Origin of the sequence: Paenibacillus xylanivorans, assembly GCF_001280595.1 — a bacterium.
Lineage (GTDB): Bacteria > Bacillota > Bacilli > Paenibacillales > Paenibacillaceae > Paenibacillus > Paenibacillus xylanivorans.
The window spans coordinates 189580-216408 of the sequence record NZ_LITU01000050.1 but is presented as its reverse complement, the minus strand read 5'-3'; the positions used below and the strand labels follow the sequence as shown (position 1 = coordinate 216408).

The 26829-nt window shown below is 45.1% G+C and carries 24 protein-coding genes; 6 read left to right on the top strand and 18 right to left on the bottom strand.

The genetic code is table 11. The annotated features are described in order from the left end of the window. Positions 1-13: 13 nt before the first annotated feature. The 4 genes from AMS66_RS08765 to ilvB form a co-directional block, all read right to left on the bottom strand. Positions 14-1555: a 2-isopropylmalate synthase gene (locus tag AMS66_RS08765; protein WP_053780428.1), complete on the bottom strand. Its 1542-nt coding sequence runs from the start codon at positions 1553-1555 to the stop codon at positions 14-16. Positions 1556-1679: 124 nt separating this feature from the next. Beyond that, positions 1680-2672: a ketol-acid reductoisomerase gene (ilvC, locus tag AMS66_RS08760; RefSeq protein WP_053780427.1), complete on the bottom strand. Its 993-nt coding sequence runs from the start codon at positions 2670-2672 to the stop codon at positions 1680-1682. Between the two features lie 303 nt (positions 2673-2975). Next, a complete protein-coding gene (gene ilvN / locus AMS66_RS08755) occupies positions 2976-3458 on the bottom strand; it encodes an acetolactate synthase small subunit (protein ID WP_053780426.1) in 483 nt (160 codons plus the stop codon). After that, the gene (ilvB, locus tag AMS66_RS08750; protein WP_053780425.1) at positions 3455-5206 is read right to left on the bottom strand and encodes a biosynthetic-type acetolactate synthase large subunit; all 1752 of its coding nucleotides are present in this window, start codon (positions 5204-5206) and stop codon (positions 3455-3457) included. The genes ilvN and ilvB overlap by 4 nt, the downstream gene beginning before the upstream one ends. 601 nt (positions 5207-5807) lie before the next feature. Here ilvB and AMS66_RS08745 point away from each other — a divergent pair. Further along, positions 5808-6251, top strand: coding sequence for a GNAT family N-acetyltransferase (locus AMS66_RS08745; RefSeq protein ID WP_053780552.1), 444 nt, complete (start codon positions 5808-5810; stop codon positions 6249-6251). Positions 6252-6257: 6 nt separating this feature from the next. Here the strand turns inward: AMS66_RS08745 and AMS66_RS08740 are convergent, their stop codons facing one another. The 9 genes from AMS66_RS08740 to AMS66_RS08700 form a co-directional block, all read right to left on the bottom strand. Then, a complete protein-coding gene (locus AMS66_RS08740) occupies positions 6258-6632 on the bottom strand; it encodes a hypothetical protein (protein WP_053780424.1) in 375 nt (124 codons plus the stop codon). A gap of 218 nt (positions 6633-6850) precedes the next feature. Next, positions 6851-7813: an ABC transporter permease gene (locus AMS66_RS08735; protein ID WP_053780423.1), complete on the bottom strand. Its 963-nt coding sequence runs from the start codon at positions 7811-7813 to the stop codon at positions 6851-6853. Then, positions 7814-8893, bottom strand: coding sequence for an ABC transporter permease (locus tag AMS66_RS08730; protein WP_053780422.1), 1080 nt, complete (start codon positions 8891-8893; stop codon positions 7814-7816). Next, positions 8886-10424, bottom strand: a complete 1539-nt coding sequence (locus AMS66_RS08725) for an ABC transporter ATP-binding protein (RefSeq protein WP_053780421.1) — start codon at positions 10422-10424, stop codon at positions 8886-8888. The genes AMS66_RS08730 and AMS66_RS08725 overlap by 8 nt, the downstream gene beginning before the upstream one ends. A 342-nt stretch (positions 10425-10766) precedes the next feature. Continuing rightward, complete coding sequence (locus AMS66_RS08720) at positions 10767-11807, bottom strand: BMP family lipoprotein (protein WP_053780420.1); 1041 nt, start codon at positions 11805-11807, stop codon at positions 10767-10769. Between the two features lie 578 nt (positions 11808-12385). Then, positions 12386-12745, bottom strand: a complete 360-nt coding sequence (rplT, locus tag AMS66_RS08715) for a 50S ribosomal protein L20 (RefSeq protein ID WP_017689664.1) — start codon at positions 12743-12745, stop codon at positions 12386-12388. 88 nt (positions 12746-12833) lie between these two features. Continuing rightward, positions 12834-13037 (bottom strand): 50S ribosomal protein L35, encoded by a 204-nt coding sequence (gene rpmI, locus AMS66_RS08710; RefSeq protein WP_017689665.1) that lies wholly within the window; start codon positions 13035-13037, stop codon positions 12834-12836. A gap of 24 nt (positions 13038-13061) precedes the next feature. Further along, positions 13062-13556, bottom strand: a complete 495-nt coding sequence (gene infC / locus AMS66_RS08705; RefSeq protein ID WP_024628309.1) for a translation initiation factor IF-3 — start codon at positions 13554-13556, stop codon at positions 13062-13064. 312 nt (positions 13557-13868) lie between these two features. Continuing rightward, a complete protein-coding gene (locus AMS66_RS08700) occupies positions 13869-15107 on the bottom strand; it encodes a glycosyltransferase family 2 protein (RefSeq protein ID WP_053780419.1) in 1239 nt (412 codons plus the stop codon). 713 nt (positions 15108-15820) lie between these two features. Here AMS66_RS08700 and AMS66_RS08695 point away from each other — a divergent pair. Together AMS66_RS08695 and AMS66_RS08690 are read left to right on the top strand one after the other, a co-directional pair. Next, positions 15821-16348 (top strand): phosphatase PAP2 family protein, encoded by a 528-nt coding sequence (locus AMS66_RS08695; RefSeq protein ID WP_053780418.1) that lies wholly within the window; start codon positions 15821-15823, stop codon positions 16346-16348. Positions 16349-16398: 50 nt separating this feature from the next. After that, positions 16399-17547, top strand: a complete 1149-nt coding sequence (locus AMS66_RS08690) for an MGDG synthase family glycosyltransferase (RefSeq protein ID WP_053780417.1) — start codon at positions 16399-16401, stop codon at positions 17545-17547. Positions 17548-17629: 82 nt separating this feature from the next. Here AMS66_RS08690 and AMS66_RS08685 read toward each other — a convergent pair whose 3' ends face one another. The 3 genes from AMS66_RS08685 to AMS66_RS08675 form a co-directional block, all read right to left on the bottom strand. Continuing rightward, entirely contained in the window at positions 17630-19183 is a 1554-nt protein-coding gene (locus AMS66_RS08685; RefSeq protein WP_053780416.1) for an ABC transporter substrate-binding protein, read from the bottom strand. 103 nt (positions 19184-19286) lie between these two features. Continuing rightward, complete coding sequence (locus AMS66_RS08680) at positions 19287-20186, bottom strand: carbohydrate ABC transporter permease (protein WP_053780415.1); 900 nt, start codon at positions 20184-20186, stop codon at positions 19287-19289. 30 nt (positions 20187-20216) lie between these two features. Beyond that, on the bottom strand, positions 20217-21122 hold the full coding sequence (locus AMS66_RS08675; protein ID WP_144424451.1) for an ABC transporter permease: 906 nt from the start codon (positions 21120-21122) through the stop codon (positions 20217-20219). A gap of 401 nt (positions 21123-21523) precedes the next feature. Between AMS66_RS08675 and AMS66_RS08670 the strand changes: the two genes are divergently transcribed. Beyond that, positions 21524-23770, top strand: a complete 2247-nt coding sequence (locus AMS66_RS08670; protein WP_053780413.1) for an AraC family transcriptional regulator — start codon at positions 21524-21526, stop codon at positions 23768-23770. A gap of 115 nt (positions 23771-23885) precedes the next feature. On the opposite strand, the gene trmB is transcribed toward AMS66_RS08670, so the two are convergent. Together trmB and AMS66_RS08660 are read right to left on the bottom strand one after the other, a co-directional pair. Beyond that, entirely contained in the window at positions 23886-24635 is a 750-nt protein-coding gene (trmB, locus tag AMS66_RS08665) for a tRNA (guanosine(46)-N7)-methyltransferase TrmB (protein WP_053780412.1), read from the bottom strand. 152 nt (positions 24636-24787) lie between these two features. Next, entirely contained in the window at positions 24788-24988 is a 201-nt protein-coding gene (locus tag AMS66_RS08660) for a hypothetical protein (RefSeq protein WP_053780411.1), read from the bottom strand. 272 nt (positions 24989-25260) lie between these two features. On the opposite strand from AMS66_RS08660, the gene AMS66_RS08655 reads away from it, so the two are divergent. Both AMS66_RS08655 and AMS66_RS08650 read left to right on the top strand, forming a co-directional pair. After that, positions 25261-26214 carry a TIGR01212 family radical SAM protein gene (locus tag AMS66_RS08655; protein ID WP_053780410.1) on the top strand — a complete coding sequence of 318 codons (954 nt, stop codon included), beginning with the start codon at positions 25261-25263 and terminating at the stop codon, positions 26212-26214. A 1-nt stretch (position 26215) separates the two neighbouring features. Beyond that, entirely contained in the window at positions 26216-26800 is a 585-nt protein-coding gene (locus tag AMS66_RS08650) for a class I SAM-dependent methyltransferase (RefSeq protein WP_053780409.1), read from the top strand. Positions 26801-26829 lie beyond the last annotated feature (29 nt).

Below are 26829 nucleotides of genomic sequence, written 5' to 3'. Positions count from 1 at the left end.
TGCAAATGATGTGTTACAGGTTCACATTAACGCGATTCGTGTAGGTCTTGCGTTTCTCAATCAACTTGTTTAATCCATCGACATAAGCACGTGCACTGGCACCCAGAATATCGGTACTTACGCCACGTCCTTGTACAGATATTTGGTTTTGAGTAAGTACGACGTGAACCTCACCCAATGCATCCTTACCATGCGTAACCGATTTGATCGAGTAGTCGGATAGCGTTACCTCTTCTCCGCTCACTTGGTCAATCGCATTATAAATGGCATCTACCGATCCATTTCCTTCTGCTTTTTGTTCCACCGTATCACCATTAAGTGTAGCAATGCGAACTTTAGCCGTTGGAATGGATTCATCACCATACGTCACAAAGATGGATTCCAGTTTAAACACCTCAGGTGCATCCTGCAATTTCTCTTCGATGACCGCCAGCAAATCCTCATCAGTCACTTCTTTTTTCTTATCTGCCAGATCTTTGAATTGGGCAAAAGCACGGTTCAAAGCTTCTTCTTCCAGTTCATAACCGAGCTCAATCAAGCGTTCACGGAAGGCATGACGTCCCGAGTGTTTACCCAATACAAGCTTGCTTTCCTTCAGACCGATGGACTCTGGCGTCATAATCTCGTAGGTTGTTTTCTCCTTCAGCATGCCGTCCTGGTGAATTCCAGATTCGTGTGCAAACGCATTCGCACCAACAATCGCTTTATTCCCAGGAACAACCATACCCGTCAAACGACTCACGAGACGGCTGGTCCGTGCAATCTCAGAAAGTTGCAGCGAGGTTTTCGCCTGGAAAAATTCCTGACGTGTTTCCAGTGCCATGGCAATTTCTTCAATCGCGGTATTACCCGCACGTTCACCAATTCCGTTGATGGTCCCCTCAATTTGATCGGCTCCGTTCAGAATCGCTGCGAGCGTGTTGGCAGTTGCCATCCCCAGGTCGTTGTGACAGTGTGCACTCAGCTGCACCTTATCAATGTTGTGTACGTTTTCCTTGAGATGTTTGAAAATATTTCCGTACTCGTACGGGCTCAGATAGCCAACCGTATCCGGGATATTTACAACGGCTGCGCCTTCTTCTACAGCCATATTCACCATCTCAACGAGGAAATCATACTCGGTACGACCTGCATCCTCCAACGAGAATTCAATCTTCGAAAAAGTTTTCTTCGCATAGCGAATGGCTGAACGAGCCGTATCAAGAACCTGAGCTCTGTCCATACGCAATTTATGCTGACGATGAATGGGTGAAGTTGCCAAAAAAATATGGATACACGGGTCCTGAGCGCCCTTCAATGCTTCTTTCACCGCATCGATATCCTGCTCTCTGGAGCGGGACAAGCCAATGACGGTAACATTTTTGACCGCTTTGGCTACTGCATTAACTGCCGCCAAATCGCCTGGAGAGGCCGCGGGGAAACCGGCTTCCATCCGATCAATACCAAGCCGCTCGAGCTGGTGCGCAATTTCCACCTTTTCACGAGTATTCAGATTGACCCCCGGGGATTGTTCTCCATCACGCAGCGTTGTGTCAAATACATAGATTTTACGCACGCCTCGCACCTCCTAGACTTGTATTTTATGTTCCTCTAAAACCAGTAATAGCGGCACACGCATATGCACGGCCGCTATTCCCGGTTAAAGCTGTAAGTTTACTTGATTACCTTAAAGTGCATGCTTACTTCTTGATCCAGTGCATCATCTCACGCAATTGTCCGCCAACCACTTCAATTGGGTGTTCAGCTTCGTTGCGACGAGTTGCTGTCAGGAAAGCACGGCCGGATTGGTTTTCCAGGATGAAGTCACGTGCAAATTTACCTTGTTGGATATCTGTCAGAACTTCTTTCATTGCTTTCTTCGTATCTTCAGTTACCACGCGAGGTCCAGTTACATAGTCACCGTACTCCGCTGTGTTACTGATGGAATCACGCATACTTGCAAGTCCACCTTCATACATCAGGTCAACGATCAGTTTCAATTCGTGCAGACACTCGAAGTATGCCATTTCAGGAGCGTAACCCGCTTCTGTCAACGTTTCGAAACCAGCTTTTACCAGGGCACTTACACCGCCACACAGAACAGCTTGCTCACCGAACAGGTCTGTTTCTGTTTCTTCACGGAAGGAAGTTTCGATAACTCCTGCACGCGTGCAACCGATACCTTTGGCATAAGCCAGACCGATATCTTTTGCTTTACCTGTTGCATCTTGCTCAATTGCGATCAGGCCCGGTACACCGAAACCTTCCACGTAGGTACGACGTACCATGTGGCCAGGGGACTTAGGAGCTACCAGCAATACATCGCTGTCTTTTGGAGCAACGATTTGACCGAAATGAACGTTGAAACCGTGGGAGAAGAGCAATGCTGCGCCTTTTTTCAGGTTTGGTTCGATCTCGTTTTTGTATACAGAAGCTTGTGTTTCGTCAGGCAGCAAAATTTGAACTACGTCTGCACGGCTAGTTGCTTCAGCCGGGGACAGAACTTCAAATCCGTCATTTTTTGCAGTGTCAAAAGATTTACCTTCACGAAGTCCGATGACTACGTTCAATCCACTGTCACGCAGGTTTTGAGCTTGGGCATGGCCCTGGCTACCATAACCGATGACCGCAATCGTTTTTCCTTTCAATACGTTAAGCTCTGCATCCTGTTCATAATAAGTAGTTACTGGCATGTTTATAAGTCCTCCTTTGTATTGTAAAGAACCCTTCATTAATGAGCGGGTGTCTCAAGGGACCGGCACGCTTTTTTTGCTTTTAGCGTCTCTGGTCTGATCCGATCCGTTCAGACACCCGCCCGTTAATGCGGGTATGTGGCTATATTGTCAAGCGTTACATCACTAAAATGTTGAATTGCAACGGGTACCGGACTGGCACCTCATCTAAGATCAACTGTTACATTTCAGCTCACTGCTGCTAACGTAGTATTGTCGTTCCGTTGATAAGCATCAGGCCATGCTCTTTTTCAATATGACTGTTTATACGTTACCTCGTACCAATGCAGTTATTCCTGTACGTGACAGTTCGCGAATGCCATATGGCTTAAGCAATTCAATCATCGCATCAATTTTATCTGTATCTCCGACCACCTGTACAATCAGGCTGCCTGGACCAATATCCACAACAGATGCGCGGAATGTTTCTACTACACCAAGAATTTCTGGACGTTCGGACGGCTCTGCCTTTACCTTGATCAATGCAAGTTCACGGGCAACCATCGGTTTCAGACTGAAATCAACCACTTTGATGACATCGATGATTTTGTACAGTTGCTTTTCAATCTGTTCCAGCGTTTTGTCATCACCGATCGTCACAATGACCATCCGGGACAATCCCGGTTCCTCGGATTGACCTACCGTAATACTCTCAATGTTGAATCCCCGTCGACCGAACAACCCCGATACCCGCTGCAGGACGCCAGGCTGATCGTTGACCAATATCGAAATCGTATGTCTTATCATTCCTCAGCATCCCCCATCAGCATTTGATCGATTGTCGCTCCTTGCGGAACCATTGGATATACGTTTTCTTCCTTGCGTACTACGAATTCAACAACGACCGGTCCTGGTGTATCCAGAGCTTCTTGCCAAGCACGCTCGGCTTCTTCCTTATTGGTTGCACGCAATCCTTTTACCCCATAAGCTTCAGCAAGTTTTACAAAATCAGGGCTGCCTGCCAGATCGATATGACTGTAACGATTCTCATAGATGATCTCTTGCCACTGACGTACCATTCCAAGCACCTGATTGTTGATAATAACAATCTTCACCGGGATGTTGTTAATGGCACAAATCGCAAGCTCTTGAGAACACATCTGCATGCCGCCGTCACCGTTAATGGAAATAACAAGTCTGTCCGGGTTGGCCATTTGAGCACCGATTGCAGAAGGGAATCCAAAACCCATCGTTCCCAGTCCACCGGAGGTTACCCATGAACGCGGTTTGTTGAATTTATAATATTGAGCTGCCCACATTTGATGCTGTCCAACGTCCGTAGTCACGATTGCTTCGCCTTTGGTTGTATCATTCAGCATTTCCACAACCCACTGCGGTTTCAATACTTCCTCTGAATCTGTGTAGCTGTACGGTTTCTCTTGTTTCCATTGTTTGATCTGGTCTCTCCATGCATCTGCACGTTCAGCGCGTTGAACCTCTTTGTTCGCTATTTCCAGAACCGTCTTCACATCACCAACGATTGGAATGTCTGTTGCAATGTTTTTGCCAATTTCAGCCGGATCAATGTCAATGTGCACAATTTTGGCATGTGGAGCGAATCCGTCCAGCTTGCCTGTTACCCGGTCATCGAAGCGTGCTCCGATGTTGATCAGCAAATCCGATTTTTGAATCGCCTGATTGGAAGTGTATGTTCCGTGCATACCCGGCATCCCGGTCCACAATTCGTGACCACTCGGGAATGCTCCAAGTCCGAGAAGTGTTGTCGTGATTGGAATGCCTGTCTTCTCCACAAATTCGAACAGCGCTTCGTGTCCACCGGAGTAAACTACACCGCCGCCTGCCAGAATCATCGGACGCTCTGCTTCCTGAATCGCCTGAGCCAGACGATCAACCTGAAGTTTGTTCGGTACTGTCCGTGGGTTGTACCCTCTCAATATAACAGGTTCAGTCACGGGTTCAAACAACGTTTTGTTAGCCGATACATCCTTCGGAATGTCGATCAATACGGGACCTTTACGTCCTGTATTCGCAATATGAAATGCCTCATGAATGACACGTGACAAATCTTTTACGTCTTTTACCAGATAACTGTGTTTGGTGATTGGCATCGTGATTCCGGTAATATCCGCTTCCTGGAAAGCATCGGAGCCGATCAGACTGGAAATTACATTTCCCGTAATGACTACGAGTGGTACGGAATCCATATACGCTGTTGCAATACCCGTAACTAGATTCGTTGCTCCAGGTCCGGAGGTAGCGATACAGACACCCACTTTTCCACTCGCCCGTGCATATCCGTCAGCTGCATGAATGGCACCTTGTTCGTGACGGGTTAACACGTGCTTGAAATCCTCGAAACCATACATCGCATCGTAAATGTACAACACTGCGCCGCCCGGGTAACCAAAAACGCACTCTACACCTTCCAGCAACAAGCTTCTCAGCAGAATTTCGGAACCGCTAATGACCTCCGGCTTCATCCATTTTTCACGTAATTCATCTGTCGATCGTACTTCTGGAATTTGAGCTCCCATCAGTCATCCTCCTCTCGGAATTTACATCATTCTGACATTTAAAGTTACAAAAAAAACCTTCCATCCCTGCAAACAAGTTTATGCTTGCGAGGGACGAAAGGTTGTTGCTTCCGTGGTACCACCCAACTTTGTCCGAAATTTCGCAATAACGGACCTTACCAGGTACAAAAAATGATAGACCAAACGGACATACCCGTTTTCCATACCTGTTGTCTGTAACGCAGACATACGATTTTCCCTAATAACCTAATGGAGTGACATCCAATGCTTTTCAGGAAAACAGCTCCGAGGTGAGCTCGTATATAAGGGATAATGGTGGTGGTTTCAGCAATTCCAGCCACTCTCTGAGCAAAAGAGCCCTTAAAACTTCGTCCTCTTCATAGCCGATGAAATATTCTCGTTAAATGTTAGGAACATTATATGATTCCTCCAACCGATAAGTCAATACCCCTTTTGTATAAAAATTCAGAACGTCCCTAATCCTTCATCCTCAATATTTAACGTTACCCCAATCCCTGCGCTTCATTCAGTCACCTTTCAACTTGCCTCAGGCATAGGATATACGAGCAGCACGACTGGTCCTGAAAGGAGGCTTCCGATGGTGATTCGGCAACGTAAATCCAAGCTGGATGATGCCGCCATAATGAGGCTGATTGACTCTCAACTTGTTCCGCTATCTCATATGAGTGAAAGTGAAATCAATAAAATACGCAAAGAAATACCCCTGCGAATGAACAGGGGCATGACCTTTGTTGTCTCATCGAATCCTGACAACGAAGCTGTCGCATTCATCCATTTTCTCATGCACGGCGAACTGCTGTATGTGGATATGATGGCTGTTGCCACAAAAGAACAGCGAAAGAGGTACGGTCAGACTTTGCTGCTCAAAGCGGAGAACTTTGCGGCATCTCGAGGTTGCAAAAGATCCAAAGTGATGGTTGACGAAGGCAATACAAAAGGACTCCGATTTTACCAAAAAAATGGATATAGTACGATTCGATACATTATGTTAAGCCGCTGTTACGAGTTGGAAAAAACATTATAAATCGGTCTAGAAAAAGCCTGGTGGCCGTGGTCCGTAGGGTCCAAATCCAGGTCCTGGTCCATATCCGCCACCAAATCCCGGTCCGTACCCTGGACCTGGTTTTGGTCCCGGGCCAAACCCTGGACCAGCACCTGGACCAAAACCGAATCCAGGACCAGGGCCGTAAGCATAAGGCAGCGTACCGATGGCGAGCAGATCAAATAATACCAATGGCAAAATGGCTTTGGTGCGTACTTTTTTGCCAACTGAGCGTTTCAGCACCAATTTATTTCCCGATACTTTCAACAATCTCCCAGTCACCCGAGTACCGTCTTTTTTGATCGCAACAATATTTTTGCCTATTAATTTCATCGCTTCATCACGCGTAACTTGTTGTTTCATACTTTCCCCTCCTCCTCGGATCGTTCAAAACAGTGTATTCGTCCAGAGTCGGCTTCGCCTGTTTCTTTGTCCCTAAATGAAAATATGGGTGCCTTCCCCATCACCGTCAAGCATCTTGGTAGTTCGACTTTTTCCCCTTATGAAAACACAAAAAAAGGCTCGCACGAGGCGAACCTTTTTTTTGTAAATCAATATGTGGGAAAACATCATTTCTGTCGTTACCTTTTCCCCGGATCATAAGGTTCCCCGAGTGCGGACGGAGCAGAAGAGCGTCCAACAGCCGCAACGAGTACGATAATGGTGAGCAGGTAAGGCAGCATATAAATAATTTCCTGGGGAATACTTTGAGACCATTCAAACAGTTGTACATAGTTTCGGATGGCTTGCGAGAACCCAAAGAACACAGCTGCCCCAAAGGCTCCGATTGGATTCCACTTACCAAAGATCATCGCTGCAATCGCAATGTAACCTTGACCTGAAACCGTATTATGAGAGAACGTACCTGTTGTAGTCAGCGTGATTGCAGCACCACCGATAGCAGCCAGCGCACCACTAATCATCACCGCAATATAACGGTAACGACGCACTTTAACACCCACGGTATCCGCAGCACTTGGATGTTCACCAACAGAGCGAAGACGAAGGCCGAATGGGGTTTTGTACATAATGTAATAAGTCAGAAAAACGAACAGAATAGCCAGATATGTTGTCGGGTACACATTCTTGAAGAAAGCTTCCCCAAGCAAAGGAATATCTTTTAACAGTGGCACATCAAACTTGCTGAATCCTTGTACCAGTGGTGAATCGCCTGATCCTTCAAACAGCAGTTTTACCAGATAAAGTGTGCTTCCTGCTGCCAGGAAGTTAATTACGATACCGCTTATAATTTGGTCCGCCTTAAATGTAATTGAGGCAACCGCATGGATCAGCGAAACCACTACGCCCAGCACAACCGCGAACAGAATCCCCATCCAGGCAGATGTCGTTCCTCCCATGCCGGCTTCTTGTGCATAGTGCGCAGCAATTCCCGCTGCAAAAGCACCAAATACCATGAAACCTTCAAGTCCAAGGTTGGTCACACCGGATTTTTCCGAGAAAATTCCGCCCAGGGATGCAAAAATCAATGCCGTGGCAAAGACAAGCGTCGTATTGATAATTTGCCCAATTGTCAACAAGTCCATCTACAACACCTTCTCTTTCTTGCGCTTGGAATAGAACGGTTTAAGTACCCAGCGCACGATGCCTTGTGCCGCAATGAAGAAGATAATCGAACCGATAACAATCCGAATAATCTCGGGCGGTACATCCGCAGCAAAGCTCATTCCCGCAGATCCATAAGTGAGCGTACCGAACAACAAAGCGCCCAGTAACACACCAAACGGATGATTCAAACCAATCAGTGCAACCGCGATGCCGTCAAAACCTGTTCCTGGCGAGCCCGACATAACGGTCTGATATTGGAACACTCCGAGTACCTGGAATGCACCGCCAAGACCTGCAAGCATACCACTGATAAACATGGCTTTAACGATATTGCGATTGACATGCATACCCGCATACTCTGCCGCATTCGGGTTATATCCTACGGCACGAATCTCGTATCCTTGTTTGGTTTTCCACATGTAAATATAAAAGAGCACAGCCATGACAAGCGCAATCAATGTTCCCATGTGAACACGGGAGTTGCCCATCAGCTCAGAAAGCCATGTCAGACTTATCGATGCGGTATCACTGATATCCACCGAACGATTTTCACCTTTTAACAGCAGGAATTGGCGCACGATCAGGTTGGCCAGATACAGACCAATCCAGTTCAGCATGATACTACTGATAACTTCATTTACCCCACGCGCTGCTTTCAGGTAACCAGCAATAGCTGCCCACAGACCACCAAATACCGCACCAGCAATCAAAGCCAGTGGAGCATGAATGTAGATTGGCAGACCTGCAAACTTCACACCTACAAAAGTCGCGGCAGTCATACCGACGAGAAATTGTCCTTCTCCCCCGATATTAAACAGTCCTGCACGTGCCGCAAATGCAAATGCAAGTCCTGTCATAATCAGCGGTGTCATTTCCCGAACCGCTTCACCAAAGTTGTACATGTCTCCGAAAACCTTCGTAAACAATGCACTGTAAGCTTCAATCGGATTGTATCCGCCAATCAGCATGACAATACCACCCAGGATCAGACCCATAATGATGGCTACAATAGGTAATATAAATGAATCACGGGTAAACCATTTCAATACCTTACTCATGCACAGTACCTCTCTTTTGGGTGCTGCCCGCCATCATCAAGCCGAGCTCCCTGTCATTGGTTTCTTCCGGCAGCACCTCGCCCACGATCTGTCCTTCATAGATGACAGCAATTCGGTCGGATACGTTGATAATTTCATCCAGCTCGAATGAGATCAGCAATACCGCTTTGCCCTGATCACGTTGTGCAATCAATTGTTTTTGAACAAACTCAATAGCACCTACGTCCAGACCACGAGTTGGTTGGGCAGCAATAAGCAGTTCAGGGTTCTTATCAATCTCACGTGCGATAATGGCTTTCTGTTGGTTCCCCCCCGATAAGGAGCGGGCTTTTGTTTCAATGCTTGGTGTACGCACATCAAATGCCTCGACAAGACGCTTCGCTTGTTTCTTGATCGCATCGAAGTTAAGGAATCCTCTGCGCGTATAAGGAGCTTTATAATACGATTCAAGGACGATATTTTCACTCACAGAAAAATCAAGGACAAGTCCATGTTTGTGCCGGTCTTCCGGAATATGAGCTACACCCGACTCCGAAATATGGCGCGGAGAATGATTAGACAGTTCTTTACCCTCAAGGCGAATTGAACCGCTATCTACTTTACGCAGTCCGGTAAGAGCCTCAATCAGTTCGCTCTGTCCATTACCATCAACACCTGCGATTCCTACAATCTCTCCTGCACGTACATTCAGGTTGAGTTCGTTCAGAACCGAGATACCTTCTTTATTTTTGGCGGTCAATTTGCTTACTTCAAGCACATTGTTCCCTGGTGTAGCCAGCTTTTTGTCCACTTTAAATGTGACATTGCGACCAACCATTTTTTCTGCCAACTCATTCGGATTCGTTTCTGATGTTATAACTGAATCAATCACTTTACCCCGGCGAATAATCGTCACTGTATCGGAGATTTCCATGATTTCTTTCAGTTTGTGTGTGATCAGAATAATGGACTTGCCTTCGGCCACCAACTTTTTCATGATCACCATCAGTTCTTTGATTTCCTGAGGTGTTAATACAGCAGTAGGCTCGTCAAAAATGAGAATGTCTGCACCACGATACAACGTTTTTACAATCTCAACACGTTGCTGCATTCCGACAGAAATGTCATGAATTTTGGCATGGGGATTCACTTTGAGTCCATACTGTTCAGACAGACGCTGCACTTCAGCAGCAGCTTTTTTATAATTAATGTTGAGACCTTTCCTTGGTTCAGATCCCAAAATAATGTTCTCTGTTACCGTGAACGGCTGTACAAGCTTAAAGTGCTGATGCACCATGCCGATGCCAAGATCGATTGCTTTGTTAGGGCTGTCGATGATGACAGGCTTGCCATTCACTTCAATGGAACCTTCATCCGGCTGATAGAGACCAAAGACAATATTCATTAACGTTGATTTACCAGCGCCGTTTTCGCCCAGTAGAGCATGGATCTCGCCTTTACGAAGCTGAAGGCTGATGGCGTCGTTGGCAACAATGCCTGGGAAACGCTTCGTGATTTGTTTCAACTCAACGACGGGGGTTGCTGCACCCATGTAATCACCCTTATACCTGATATAGTGTGGTTCCGCAAACGTAAGAAAAACGTCTAACGACGTTTATTCAAGGAAGATGACCGCTTTTTAAGCGGTACTTTTTCTTGGGATTATCGAATCCTTCAGTTTCAATTGAAACTTCTGCATTCCATAATCTTAAGAAAAGCTCCTACCGGAGCGTTGATACGAAGTCTTCTTGCTGTTACCTTGCGCTGTTCCCAAGCACGTACTACATAGCTTGTACAATTGTTAAGATGACCTGAGCAAATTTTCCTGCTCTGACAATCATAAGGCCGGTCAAGACCGGCCTCTATGATTATTCATTTTTACAGCAAAATCAGATTACTCTGTAGGAACTTTGATTTCGCCGTTGATGATTTTTTCTTTGTACTCGTCCACTTTTGCAAGTGTATCAGCAGAAACATTTTTCGTAGAAGTATCAGCGATACCTACACCGTTTTCTTTCAAAGTCAGATTCTCAGCTCCGCCTTTGAATGTTCCATCGATGATTTCTTGGTTTACGCGCTTAACAGCTTCGTCAACTTTTTTGATCATAGAAGTCAGTGTTACATCATCACCAAACTCCAGGGATTGGTCTTTATCTACACCGATAACCCAAACGTCTTGACCTTGTTCCTTACGAGCGATTGCTTCTTTGAACACACCATTACCAGTAGCACCGGAAGCGTGGAAAATGATATCTACGCCTTTGTTGTAGAGTGTTGTTGCTGCTGCTTTACCCAGGTCAGGCTTATCAAATGCACCTGTGTAGTTGGGAATGAACTCAGCATTAGGATTAACAGCTTTAACCCCTTCTCTGAAACCTACTTCAAACTTTTTGATCAGTGGGCTTTCCATACCGCCAACAAAACCAATTTTGTTCGATTTAGTTGTCAGACCAGCTACAACACCTACCAAGTAAGAACCTTCTTCTTCAGCAAATGTTACCGATTTAACGTTAGGAGCATCAACAACACTGTCGATGATCGCGAGTTTGGAATCAGGATTTTGTTCAGCTACAGTCTTGATCGCATCAGCCAATTGGAAACCGATACCCCAAGTCAGATCATATCCACCTTTAACGAACTCGTTCAGGTTTGGAATGTACTCTTCATCGGATTTACTTTGCAGGTATTTAACAGCTACACCTGTTTCAGTTTCAGTTGCTTGCAGAGCTTCCCAAGCGGATTGGTTAAACGATTTGTCGTTAACTCCACCTACGTCAGTAACCATACCGATTTTCAAATCGGATTTAGCTTCAGTGTTTTCGCCACCTGTAGTTCCTCCGGCATTTGTTTCCTCTTTCGGTTTGCTACCGCAACCTGCGAGCATAACCGATACTGCCAGCAACATGACCAAAGACAAGCTGAGCATCTTTTTCATTTCTCTTGTTCCCCCTTAATGATATATACCTAATTCCTGTCCAGGCCAAAATGGAACGGTTCAACAGATCGATAATATGGCTTTTATGCAGAATGTATGGTTTCTTCGACATTAAAAGCGCATTCTTACCTCTAAAAGATTGTGTCACCTGTCGAAAAACCGAACATTATGACTCGAAGAGAAAATTTTAGGACTAGCCTACAGAGGTGATTATACATTCAACCCGTGGTAAAATCCAGATGTTTCATCACCAAATCTCACTTATTTTTGCTCTTTTTTTATTGAAAGCGCTTAATATTTTAACGGTTTAACACAATAACGTTACAACGATGTGATGTTACATAACAAAAACTTATCACACCTCCTAGCAAAAAGTGGATTCACCCTGTTTTTGTTTGCATTATTTCACCGTTCGTAATTTATGTATTATCACAGCCTGTTATTCAGCCGTTATATGCTTTCATTGTGTCCCTACAGACTGCAGCATATTCGTTTCGCACAACCCGGCACTTCTGAGTAGATCATTCTTTAAGTCGTAAAAAAAGCCGCCATAGGTACGGCGGCTTGCATAAACAATTTTAAGCGTTGATTTTGCCTTTAGCTACAGTAGCCAAAGAGTTGAACGCATTGATGTCGTTAACGGCCAGATCAGCCAACATTTTGCGGTTCATGTCTACACCAGCAAGTTTCAATCCATGGATCAGTTTGTTGTAAGACAAACCATTCATACGTGCTGCAGCATTGATACGAACGATCCACAGTCTGCGGAAGTTACGTTTTGTGTTGCGACGGTCACGGTATGCGTATACCAGGGATTTCATTACTTGCTCGTTAGCTGTTTTAAAAATACGGTGTTTGGAACCGAAATAACCTCTTGCCAGTTTCAAAACCTTTTTATGACGACGACGTACTACAAAACCGCCTTTTACTCTTGCCATATTAAAGAACCTCCCAATAAATATTAAATGTATCCGTGGTATGTGTACGGCCTAGGCCGATCCCCCATACGGAATGTACTATTTCAAGTTAGCCTTTCAAGTTAGCCAAACCTTGTTTCAAACGTCTTACGTCCCCGGCAGCCATAACTGGGTTGCCGTTCAGAACGCGCTTAGCACGTTTTGATTTGTGGGAAAGCAAGTGGTTTTTGTGAGCTTTGTAACGCAGGACTTTACCGGAACCGGTAATTTTGAAGCGTCCTTTCAAACTGCTGTGTGTTTTCATTTTAGGCATTTTGTGTTTCCTCCTTCAATGTTATCAGGCTTTAGGAGCCAGAATCATGATCATACTGCGGCCTTCCAATTTTGGCTGACGTTCGATGGTGCAGAGTTCTGCAACCTCCACCTTAACGCGCTCCAAAATCCGTTGACCAATGGCGGCATGCGCAATTTCACGTCCGCGGTAACGAACGGAACATTTTACCTTGTCGCCTTCTTTCAAGAACTTAACTACATTACGAAGCTTCGTTTGATAATCATGCTCCTCAATATTGGAACGGAACCATACTTCTTTAATGTCAACAATTTTCTGGTTCTTACGGGCTTCTTTGTCTTTCTTTTGTTGCTCATAGCGGAATTTGCCATAGTCCATGATGCGGCATACCGGCGGTTTAGCCTGTGGTGCCACATTGACCAGGTCCAAGTTCAGGTCAATCGCCATTTGCAGTGCTTCCCGAATCGGCGTGATCCCAATTTGTTCTCCTTCAGCTCCGACAAGGCGCACTTCCTTCGCCCGAATCTCATCATTAATCATGTGATCTTTACTAATAACCGTCCACCTCCAGGTCATTTTGAATATCCAGTTACACAAAAAAATAAAAGGGATGCCGGTTAAGCTACCGACATCCCTGTAATCAACACAATTCTTCATGAGTATACACTTCATAAATTATTGGGATCGTTGACCAGTCAACATGTTTGTTGATCAGGTGAGAAGTCGGACTTCTACTTGTGATTCCATAGCTATTCATTTAACGCACTTGAATACTATAACATCCTGCAAAACGATTGTCAACATCTCTACAATGTTTTTTACAGAGATACTTTCATCCAAGTCAATAATTTATTATCCCTGCTTGCTCTGCACCTCATCCAAACGTACAACACGTGTATGTTGGGTATGGCTCCATTGTTTGTTGTTCTGCGTGAAGAACGCATAGAACGTAATTGGATACCAAGAAAGAAGGTAAATCGGGAACAAGATCAGGTACAGATACACTTTGGCAAAAGTAACCTTTTCCAGCGCCATGGACAACAAGAATGTCAGGACATTCAGACCAATCGCTACGAACCCTACCCAAAGCGGGAAGTAGCCATATATGTTTGCGATATGCGGACCACTAAATATCACTGTATCCACCCACAAGACAGCTGTCATCAGGAATGTAAGCAAAACAACGTACACGTTTGCTCCATACACAGCAAGGTCAAATTTCACCAAGCTTCTTTCCTTGATACTCTGCCACAACAGCGGGAAGAAATATCTGCGTGCAACCGTAAAGTGACCTTGCATCCAGCGAAGACGTTGTCTTGCTGAAGCTTTAAAGGTCAACGGCTTCTCATCAAATACTTTGGCATCATAGTTAAAGACAGGATATACGTTACGCTGAACACTGCGCATCGTAAACTCCAAATCCTCAACCAGACTTGTAGCGCCCCAGCCAATTTCCTTGAGAAGGTTGGTCTCGAAGCACATTCCAGTACCTCCGAGGAAATTCGCCATATTCAGATTATGACGGGACAACTGCCACAGACGGTTGATGTACCAGTAAGATACGCCATATGCTGCAGTGATCCAAGAATCCTCCGGATTTTTCGTATCGATGTATCCTTGAATAACACGCGAACCATTGCACAAGTCGTCATTCATCTCGAGCAAGAAGTTACGGTCAACCAGGTTATCCGCGTCAAACATGACGACTGCGTCATACTGACGTGGCAATTTCCACAAGTATTTAAGCATCCATTCGATGGCATACCCTTTACCTCTGAGATCAGCATTCGTACGTACACAAGCATTCAATCCATGCTGTCTTACAATTTGAGCCGTTCCATCCGTACAGTTGTCGCAAATGACAAACACATCGTACAGATCTTCCGGGTAATCCAGTTGTTTCAAGTTCTCCATCAATGCACCAATGACTTGTTCCTCATTGTGTGCTGCGACGAGTACAGCGAATGACTTTGTCGCCGGATAATGTTTCTTTTTCTTTTTCTTAATCAGACCGAACAGCGAAAACGTGAATTGGTACACGGCTAGCAGTGCCAGAATGACCTGCATCGTGACGAATATAGCGTCCAACATCGTTCTCTGTTACCCCCTTTTTTTCAAAACCAGATTACTTTAATTCGTTTCTCTTCCTGGATTCTGCACTTTTATTTTTTTTGTGACGCGCAGAATATGACCCTGTTCTTTTGTTTACTACGCAAATATTTCAGACAATGTTTCAAGCATGGTTGATGCCAGTTGGCTGCTTTATCGATTTTGTATTCTTTTCAGCCATTTGTCAAAACCGCAATTCCACTTCCTGAAGCAGAAATGTGAACTTTAAACGCTGAATAGGCACTTTGTGATACTCCAACCTCGCATTCATGCCTGTTATATCTTATTTTCAGCCGTTTACTTGATTTTTATTTCTAAAGTCCCTGCTTTTTTCATCAGGCTGATACATATCGACAGAGGCTCTACATCAAATAACGTAAACAGACCTCAAAAAGTTCAGTCTTTTACTCACAATTTTTTAACCGCATTTCAGCCATGTTGAATCATTGTATCTTTTTTAGATCGTCCGAGTCAAAAAGTTAAGTTGGGTGTATATCCACTCTTTAACATGAATTTTACCTTTTTCACATGTGTTCTTCTTGAAAAGGACAACATTTAAAAATATGATAAACATATACCTGAAATAACCTCAAGTTCACGAAAAAACGGTTATATACTAATCAGGACGACACCGGACACAGCAATTTACCGGAAATACTGCCGCCAACATGGGGCCTGACTGGCAGGAGGCCAATATGAGCCGTTTATTCGTAAAGTTTCAAGAGTATGATCGAAATGTATTTATGTGGATTAATGGTCGACTTCATAATCGTTTTATGAACTTTTGGCTGTATTATTTCACCCATCTGGGAGGAGCAACTTCTTCTATTGCAGTATCCTTACTCATCTGGCTGCTGGCTCCAGCTCCTTGGAGTACAGCAGGACTTCAGGCATGCATCGCTCTGGCGGTTAGCCACATTCCCGTAGCCATCGCCAAAAAGCTGTATCCACGCATTCGGCCTTACCTGGCCCTGCCGGATACGATTACGTTCCGCAATCCCCTGACGGACCATTCATTCCCTTCAGGGCATACTACTGCCGTATTCTCGGTTACGGTTCCTTTTATGGCAATGGAGCCGTTCCTGTTGTTGTTGTTACTCCCTGTTGCATTAATTGTCGGATTTTCACGAATTTACCTGGGATTACACTATCCCTCAGATGTGCTCGCAGGTGCTACGATCGGTACTTTAGTCGCACTTGCAACAGTTGCTTTATGGACATAATGTGAATATGTTAGACTAAGGAAAACCTCGCAGGAACAGGTGAAGCAAGCGTGGAGAAAAAAAGAGTATTACTATTATCTGAAGGCTTTGGCGCCGGTCATACTCAAGCCGCTTATGCGCTGTCCAGCAGTTTGCGAAAACTTTCGCCGGATGTGCAAACCAAAGTGCTTGAGCTGGGAAGTTTTCTGAACCCCAGAGTTGCGCCACTCATCATTACAGCGTACAAAAAAACGGTCATTAATCAGCCCAAGCTCATCGGGTATGTATACAGGCACCAATATAAAAAATCTTTGAACCGGCTGACTACACTCGCGTTGCATAAATTGTTTTATACCCATACACGCAGTATTGTGCGTCAGCTTCGTCCGAATGTTATCGTATGCACCCACCCTATTCCCAGTGCCGTCATATCCAGACTGAAACGTCTGGGTGTACAGGTTCCACTTTGTACAGTCATTACCGATTATGACGCGCACGGGACTTGGATTAGCCCAGAAGTGGATCTGTACCTTGTTTCGACAGATGAGGTAAAGTCCAAATTAATGCTGCGGGGTGTATCTTTAGACAAAATTCGAGTTACCGGCATTCCGATCCACCCCAATTTCTGGGAACATCCCGGACGGGATGAGATCCGAGGCAAATTCAATTTGAAGAACATGCCTACTGTGCTTGTGATGGGCGGTGGTTGGGGAATGCTTAGTGATGAAGTGGTTAACCAATTATTGACACGATGGCATGAGGATGTTCAGATTATTTTCTGCCTCGGCCGCAATGACAAAAGCCGAATCAGCATGGAGCAAAATCCGTTGTATCAAAAAGAGAATATCCATATCATCGGGTACACCAATGAAGTGGACAAATTAATGGAAGTATCCGATCTCCTGATCACCAAGCCGGGCGGGATGACATGCAGTGAGGGTTTGGCAAAAGGGATCCCCATGTTGTTCCATAATCCCATACCGGGCCAGGAAGAAGAGAATGTTCAGTATTTCACTGCACGAGGTTTGGGAGAGCCGATTACTTCACTTGACGTTGTTGTAAAATGGATGAATAAGCTGCTCCATAACTACCCTGACATTGTTCGGAAACGTAAACGCCACATGGCGCAGATTGCCAAGTATCACCCGATGCAGAGCGCACAGAGTATTATCGACCTTCTGGACCTGCGTCCCTACTCGGCAGACCAAGCCAGACTGTAACGGCTTCAAACAAGCCTGCATGTACACAGCAAAGGTGCCTTCGAATCGAAGGCACCTTTTTTAATATGAAGAAAAGTACAAACTATTGAATACCAGCAGACTTCAAGTAATCCTGCCACTGTTTGGTGTACTCACTCTGGATCTTTTCAAGACCTGCCTGTTTGGCTTTTTCCATAAAAGTATTCAGCCCTGCTTCTACATCCTCAACCAATCCCACATTCAGCGGATACAAATACTGCTTCTCTACTTGCTCTAGGGCAGCCTTCTCAGCTTGATATGGCGTCCAATCCTCTGCAAATCCGGTGTAAATATCCGGCTTTTTCATTTTGTCCAGTTCTTTAAAAATAGCAAGCACATCATCAAAGCTCTTATCGTAGAGCATGAATTCCGGATTACGCCAAGCCCAGCCATTCATGCCTTCGCGCGGGAATCCATTGGTCTGGGCATCGCCCACCATTGTATAATAACCGTCTTGGACTTCGAAGTTTTTGCCTTCCACGCCATATTCGGTCAGCCAGTTGTAACGTTTGTCGGTAACCAGTTTCTCATAGAATGCGAGTGCTTTCTCCGGGTTTTTGCTACTGCGTGGAATGGCGAAACCATTGTGGATCGGATGAACGGGTTGTGCAAACCCTTTTGCATTCGGGTAAGGGAAATAACCGAGCTTCCAATCCGGGTGAGTGGACTGGACCTTAATCACATCCGCATTAAATTTGTTCGGGTTCTCTCCCGACAGAACAACAGCCGATTTGCCATTTTGCAGCAATGAGTTGGACGTATCCTTTACATTCAGCACGTTTTTCGGGAAAAAGCCTTTGTCCATCCAGCGTTTATACGTTTTCAGATCTTCCAGATGCTGTGCAGACCCCCAATAGGAAGTGATATTGGATGGTGTATCATACATGATGTCCAGACCATAAGAGAGCTGACCTGCCGTATTTACCAGCTTGGATGTCAATTGACGAATACCATGGGTATGGTTCGCATTGCTGTCCGCGATTGGAATCATACTCGGTTCATTGGCTTTGATTCCCTCCAGATAGGCTTCGAGGGTCTCCAGAGATTCCGGTTTGGGCAGATTGTACTTCTCACGCAAATCCTCACGATACGCAATACCTTCAGTAACATATTCAGTCCATGTAGATGGCACAGTATAGATTTTGTCATTGACTGTTACCGCTTTCCACATATCTTCAGGTACATAAGCTTTAAGTGTTGGTGCTGCCTTAGGCAGTAGTTCATCCAACGGCAGGAATGCTCCTTTTTTCGCATAGGACTGATAGAACGTCCAATCTGCCGTAAAGATCAGGTCAATCGGTTGACCGGAAGATAGAAGTAGTTTATATTTCTGATCCCAGTCTGTCCAGGAGGTATAGTTGAATTTTACATTGACGTTCAGATCAGCTTCAGCCAACTTGTTGACTTCCGATTCAATTACAGGCAGATCCTTGGGTGCATCACCAAGCATGTAGAATTGCAGTGTTACCTTCTCCCCTTTGTTTTCAGTAGAACCTGACTGCTCACTTCCTTGCGCCGATCCCCCAGAACCGTTATTACATGCGGCAAGCACCCCGGCGAACAGCATCAGGGCAAGTACCATAGACAGGTGCCGAATTGTTTTGTTACGCATACGCATCCTCCCTTTTTTTGTGATCAACCTTATATGTTAGCGCAGACTCGCCGTAGTTCAGACGGACAGACAGCTCCCCCGCAATCTGTCCCCACAGCGCGTGCACGTTCTAACCTTTCACCGCACCAATGGTAAGCCCTTTAACAAAGTAGCGCTGCACAAATGGATACAGGAACAAGATGGGGCCAGTAACCACAATAGCCATCGCCATTTTGGTCGATTCGGTAGGTACATCCTGACTAAGTGTAATACCGGTGCCAATCGCCATCTGGTCAATGAAGGTAATCGTGTTCATCGTGTTATATAAGTAGAATTGCAGCTGGTACATATCCGGGTTGTTAATGAACAATGAAGATGTGAACCAGTCATTCCAGTATCCCAGTGCCAGAAATAACCCTACAGTGGCAATGCCAGGCATCGCCAGCTTCAGCACAACGCTAAAGTAAATGCGGAAGTCATTCGCTCCGTCGATTTTGGCTGACTCAATCAACTCATCCGGAACAGCTGAACGAATGAAGTTTTTCATCAGGATAATGAGAAATGGTGTCATCAGTCCGGGGAAAATCAACACGGTATACGTATCCGTAAGATTGAAATAGTTTGCCAGCATGATGTACCAAGGTACCAATCCCCCACCAAAGAGGGTTGTGAAGTAGATAAAAAACGAGAAGGCGTTCCGGTACTTGAAATCTTTGCGTTGCAGTACAAATCCCGCCATTGTAATGAGAAACAGTCCAAGAGCCGTACCCACAACGGTTGTAAAAACCGTTACACCATAAGCTTTGAGCACCTGGGTCGGAAATTTGAACACCATCTTATAACCTTCCAGGGAAAAATCGGTAGGAAAGAGGTGATATCCATCCCTCACAATGGATTCGTTGCTGCTGAAGGAGCCGGATAAAATCAAAAGAAATGGCACGATACAGATTAAGGAAAGAATAAGGATCACGCTGTAAGCGATGACTTGAAACAATAAGGTGAATTCGGAATCTCTGGCATGTGTATGCATGGTGGTTCTCCCTTCTGCCCTGCGGGCTTTCTAGAACAAGGCGTAGTCCTCATTGATTTTGCGGATGATATAGTTCACGGTCATGATCAGGATAAAACCAAACAGCGATTGATACAGACCTGCCGCGGTAGCCATTCCGATATCGAACGTTACTTTCAGAGAACGGTACACATACGTATCGATGATGTCTGTAGCGTTATATAAGACACCGTTATTTCCTATGAGTTGGTAAAAGAGATCAAACTGCCCCTTCATAATGCTTCCGAGCGAGAATAAAAGCAGGATGACAAATGTCGGTTTTAGCATCGGTACGGTGATGTACCAAATACGCTGAAAGATGTTAGCTCCGTCAATCCGGGCCGCTTCGTAATACTCATCGCTGATACCTGTAATGGCTGCAAGGTAGATGACCATGCTGTACCCGAGATTTTTCCATAGATAAAAAATGATGATCAGGAACACCCAGATCCAGGGTGTATTGTAAATATCGATTGGACCCGCCTCAAAACGTTTGAGTACGGTGTTCACAAAACCGGATTCATAGCTGAACATGTTGTAAGCGATTACACTTAATAGTACAAACGAGATAAAGTACGGTAAAAACATGACCGACTGCGTAATTTTCTTAAACACTTTCCCCCGAATTTCACTAAGCAAAATTGCACAGAAGATCGCTAGCCCGTTTCCCAATATAATGAAGGCCAGATTGTACCCCACGGTGTTGGATGTCAGCTTCAGCAGCATTCCTGATTGCCACAGAAACTTGAAGTTCTCCAGGCCAACAAATGGACTGCCGAACAAACCACCTTCGAAATCATAGCGGGTAAACGCATAATAGATGCCGACCATCGGAAAATACGAGTTAATCAGAAAAAAGATCAGTGTAGGCAGCAGCATCAGGAACATGATTTTGTTTTTGTTCAATTCTTTGAGCATGGCTCGATCCCTCCCGAATTTCTTGCGGCGTGGTGCGCAGTGGAGCTCTGTTTTTATTGTAGATGCCCTGAGCGCTACCGGATACTGAATCATTCGGCCGGATCATGAACGATTCTGCGAAACGGAATATGAACAATATGAACGAACACTGCAATGAATGACAGAGCGTTCACAAAAGTTGATATCGTGCATAGGTTGAACCTAGTGAACAATACAGCGAAAGTTGAACTTTAGCTAAGGAAATCGGGCATAGCACGCCGTCTGTCGTTGATGTAAACGCATACATAATATATAATCCAAGATACATCCGTGATTCACCACGCCCATATATGAAATCTTACCCTTCGCTATGAAGTCTAACTTTGTTCATCCAAAACAGGAGGTCCACGGGAGGAAAGGTCATGCGTAAACGTTCAGAGGACAGCCAGAAGGTGTTTGCACGGATTCTCATTGGCATTATTGTTAGCACCGTTGCCACCTTGCTTGTGGCTTCTACCATTTTGTACGTCAACTATAATCGTATCGCCCTTCGTCAGGTCTACGGAACAGATGTGAATGGTCTTACCCAAACCAGTCGGGAAGTCTCCAAGATGACTGAGACTGCCAAATCACTGTCTTATCAGATTTATCAGGATTACACCATCTCTGCTCTGCTGCTGTATTCAAATCCGAGTATCTATGAAATTACGCCAGCGATGGAGCAACTCGACAACTATCGCATGTCCCTCCCTTTTATCGAATCCATCTATGTATATAACTCCAAAAATGATGAGTTCTTTATCAGTTCCAATGAAGTTCGCAATGGACAACAGTCCATCTCGGAAATTGACGATAAGGGGATTACAAGCATCCTCGACCGATTCCATGATTACAAGCCTTTTGTTCCCATTCCGCGTACATACCAAGTTGGTTCCACTGAGGAAACTCAGGTTAGCAGCTATACGTACCTCTGTTATGACACGATCAATGACAATGCCACACTGAATTATGCGGTTGTTGTAAATATCAAGGACGACTGGCTCAGTCCCAATATGAACTCAGTCGATCAGCCCGGGAAAACGTTTATTATCAATGAACAGGGACAGTTATTGTCCGATTTCAGTGATCGTACGTTGATGAAAGACCTGTCCAATGAAACGTTTATGCAGCCAATCCTGCAAAATACGGAGCAGTCCGCCTACTTTACCGCAGAGGTTGATGGAGAGAAGTCTCTTATTACCTACACCGCTCCTGACAACCTTGGGTGGCGCTATGTACGAATCACGCCTTACGACCTGATTACCACAGATATTCGCAATATGCGAACACACACCGTTCTTTTTTGTCTTGGGCTATTAATTGCGGGAGTGCTTTTATCCTACCTCGTTTCACGGAAGCTATATCATCCCATTGATAAAGTGCTTGTCCGTATGCGTGTGATGGAAGCGGAGCGTCGTGGCAGTCTGCATCTTTTGCGACAGGATTTTTTGCGTGGGGCTTTGCAAGGAAGGGAAACGGTAACAGGAAGCATGCTGGAGGAACGAATGAAGTTCTATGGCTCTGCTGTTGATGTTCATCTTCTAACCAGACTGGTACTACTTCGTATTGATCATTTTACCGACTTCAGTGAAACCTACCGGGATGAAGTCCAACTTGTAAAATACGCGATGATGAACATTTGCACAGAAACGGCTGACCTCTACTATCACACCGAAGCTGTGGATATGGGCGGCGATCTGATCACACTTATCTTTAATGATAAAATTCAGAATGAAGCTGATTATGACCATGGCTCCATTGAGGAACTGCTGCGCATGATGCAGGCTGCCGTGATGACACATCTGAGATGCTCCATTTCTTTTACGATCGGGCCAGCGGAAGATTCACTGGAAAACAGTATTGCTTCTTACACCCGATCAGCAGAAGCTTCGCTTCACCGTTTGTTCATGGGTCCTGGATGCCTGATCTATACCTCGGACATTATGGCGTATCATGCCAAAGAATATGCTTTCCCTGTTGGAAAAGAGAGACAGCTGATTGATTACCTTATGACGGGCAAAACAGGCGAAGCCAAACAGGTCTATGCAGACATCGTGAGTGAAACGGCAACCTATCCATTTACCGTATTTCAACTGGCTCTGTCCCATCTGACCATGACTCTTAATCATGTACGAAACACACTCAAAAAGAATAACCAGCTTACGCTTGAATCCATCTCCGACCGTTCAATGCTTCCGATCCATGATGCCGAGGATCTCAGTGAAGTTCACGCACACTTTTATCACATGTTCGACGAGCTTGGATCCAAAGTAGAAGAAAAAAGAACACTCAAACACGAAGAACTCATTCGCAAAATCAACTGCATTATTGAACGAGATTACGCAGACACCAATCTTTGCCTGACCTCCATTGCAGATGAACTAGCCATGTCACCCATATATGTCAGCAGGCTCTACAAACAGCTAACGTTAAAAGGTCTAACCGATGTCATTAACGAGACGCGCATAGCCAAAGCCCAATATCTGCTCATTGAGACGGAAAAATCTGTAGCTGATATAGCCGAGCAAACCGGATTCACCAACAGTTCTTATTTCTATCGGATGTTTAAGAAATTCAACGGGGTTACTCCCAACGATTATCGTCGTAAGGAACTTCATTCGGAGCTTTAACAGCTAGTAAAACGAAGAACCACAAGCGGTGTCATGAGGTTTAGTTTTATTAAAATAGAAAAAAGCGTGATATGAGAGTCTGGTAGCCAGACGCATATCACGCTTTTTGAACATATTACTCTTGATCTTCGCCAGACTCGTCCGCAGCTTCCCGCACTTTATACTTGTCCAAACGGATTTGTTGGTACTCGCTCAGAGCATCTTCACCAACGATTACTTCAACACGGTGAATGTTCATGCCTTTGCCCATGAATTTCTGCTCATACTCTGTCATGACATGCTCTTCATTCAATCCATCGCGGTGAAGGTTCAGGGACAGATTGGTCATTTGCATACCAAAGTCTGCAATCGCATTGAGGGAGAAATCAAACAATGTCTCCGAATCTGTTTTGAAATGGATCTGTCCCTTTTTATTTAGCAATTCCGTATATTTCTTAAGGAAACGTGGATGTGTCAAACGACGGCGTGCATGCTTGGCTTTCGGCCACGGATCGCTGAAGTTCAGATAAATCCGTTCTAACTCTGCCTCTTCGAATACTTCCTCGATCTGTTCGATATTGGCCAGGGCCAGCTTCAGGTTGGGAGGTGTCTCCACTTCCGCCTGACTCCATGCTTTCCGAGCCTTCTCGCTGGCACGACGCACCAGTTCGTCATACATATCAATACCGATAAAATTAAATTCCGGATATTTATAACTCATTTGGCTGATAAATTGACCTTTACCCATACCAAATTCCACAAAAATCGGATGGTCATTACCAAACAGTTCAGACCATTTTCCTTTGTACTGTTTGGGATCAAGAACAACGAGATCGACTTGTTGCTCCAGATTTTCACGAATCCCTTTTCTGCCACGTAAACGCATCTTATTCCTCCGTTTATCCATACTTGTCTCAGAATCATTTTGCCGAAGAACCGGCGAATTGTAAAGAGCAATGAAAAAGGAATCTTCGGATCTGCCACTTTGGGGCAAATCTCAAAGATTCCCTCTTCGATTTATTTGGAATTGGGGTCCAACTACTTTAATAGTTCATAGTCTACCTTATCTTGGTGTGAAAAATCAAATGTCTTTTCGAAAGCATCGCGAACTTTTTGTCTTGCAGCCGCTTTCACTTTCGGATTGCCATTGAAACGAACACCTGTCAAAGCCAGAGCTTCTTCTGCCGTCAGTTCTACAGAAACATGATGAAGGTCATTATGTTTAACTTGGGAATTCATTCATATCACCTCACGGTATAGTATGGTCCATGACGTCAACATTGATTCAAATGCTATGATGAATAGTACCCATTAGATGGTGTCTGACGTTGGTTTAAATATAACATAATGTGTAAACTATAGCAAGGATAAAACCACGTTTCTACGGCCTATTTTTGCGACCAGATTCCCCTTTTTTTGAGTTTTTTGATACAATGGTAAAAGTTCAAAAAGAGTCGAATTCGGTAAAAGATCAAGCAAGCCATTAGGTAAGCCAAAGGAGTACCCTGAAGATGAATGCACCTTCAATACAACCTCCTCTTCTGTGGGGAGATAAACGATTCCATACCTGGAATTACGAAATGAGAGACGAATTTAACAATAAGGTTTTCAAAGTGATGCTGGATGCCGGTTTCACCTGCCCGAACCGGGATGGTTCCATCGCCAAAGGTGGTTGTACATTTTGCAGCGCTCGTGGATCTGGTGATTTCGCCGGTAGCAGACGCGATGATCTGGTCACCCAATTTAATACCATTCGGGATAAACAGCATCTGAAATGGCCTACAGCCCACTACATTGGCTATTTCCAGGCCTACACCAACACATACGCTCCTGTTGAGGAACTGCGTGAATACTTTGAAGAAATTTTGAAACAGCCCGGTGTCGTGGGTCTATCCATTGCCACTCGCCCTGACTGTTTACCGGATGACGTCGTTGATTACTTGGCTGAATTGAATGAACGCACCTACCTATGGGTTGAGATGGGGCTGCAAACGATTCACGAGTCCACGTCAACCCTAATTAACCGTGCGCATGATACTCAGTGTTATGAGGAAGCCGTTGCGAAACTGCGCAAACGGAATATTCGGGTGTGTACACATATCATCTACGGACTGCCGCAGGAAACCCATGAAATGATGCTGGATACCGGACAGGCTGTTGCCAACATGGATGTGCAGGGGATCAAAATTCATCTGCTTCATCTGATGCGCAAAACGCCAATGGTGAAGCAGTATGAAGCCGGGCTTCTTCGTTTCCTAGAACAAGACGAGTATATTAAACTGATCGTCGATACGCTGGAGATGCTGCCACCTGAAATGATTGTACACCGCCTTACAGGGGATGCCCCGCGTGATTTGCTGATTGGACCGATGTGGTCCATGAACAAATGGGAAGTGTTGAACTCCATTGATCGTGAGCTGCGTGAGCGGGATTCTTGGCAGGGAAAATACTGGAGGGGGGCATAAAATGGGCTTTCTTTCGGTTTTAAGTTGTGCCCATCAGTGGATTTCTTCCCGTCTACAGCCTGGAGATTTAGCCATTGATGCAACGGTAGGTACAGGGGCGGATACTTTATTTCTGGCACAAAAAGTGGGTAAACGCGGTCAAGTTATTGGTTTCGATATTCAGAGCGAGGCCCTTACCCTGGCACAAGCCCGTATTCGCAAACAAGAGGACAGTGCCCAATTGGGCTCCATCTCTCTGCTTCAATTAAGCCATGATCGAATGGCTGAAGCCGTTCCTGAAACATGGCAGAGTAATGTCGGTGCTGTCATGTTCAACTTGGGGTACCTACCTTCGGAAGGTGCGGACTCCACCATAATCACGGAAACAGACAGTACCATTGCTGCACTTCAGGCTGCACTGGATTTGCTCAAGCCGCGAGGCATTATTTCCGTTGTGCTGTATCCAGGTCATGATGGAGGATCACAGGAAGCGGATGCGGTACTTGAGTGGTCTTCTGCTCTGCCTGTTGAGAAGGCACAGGTGGTGATCTATCGCCAATTGCAGCGTGAAGCCTCCCCTTTTCTGATTGGCATCGAGAAAAAATAATTTCCTTTATCCCACAAATACAATAAACT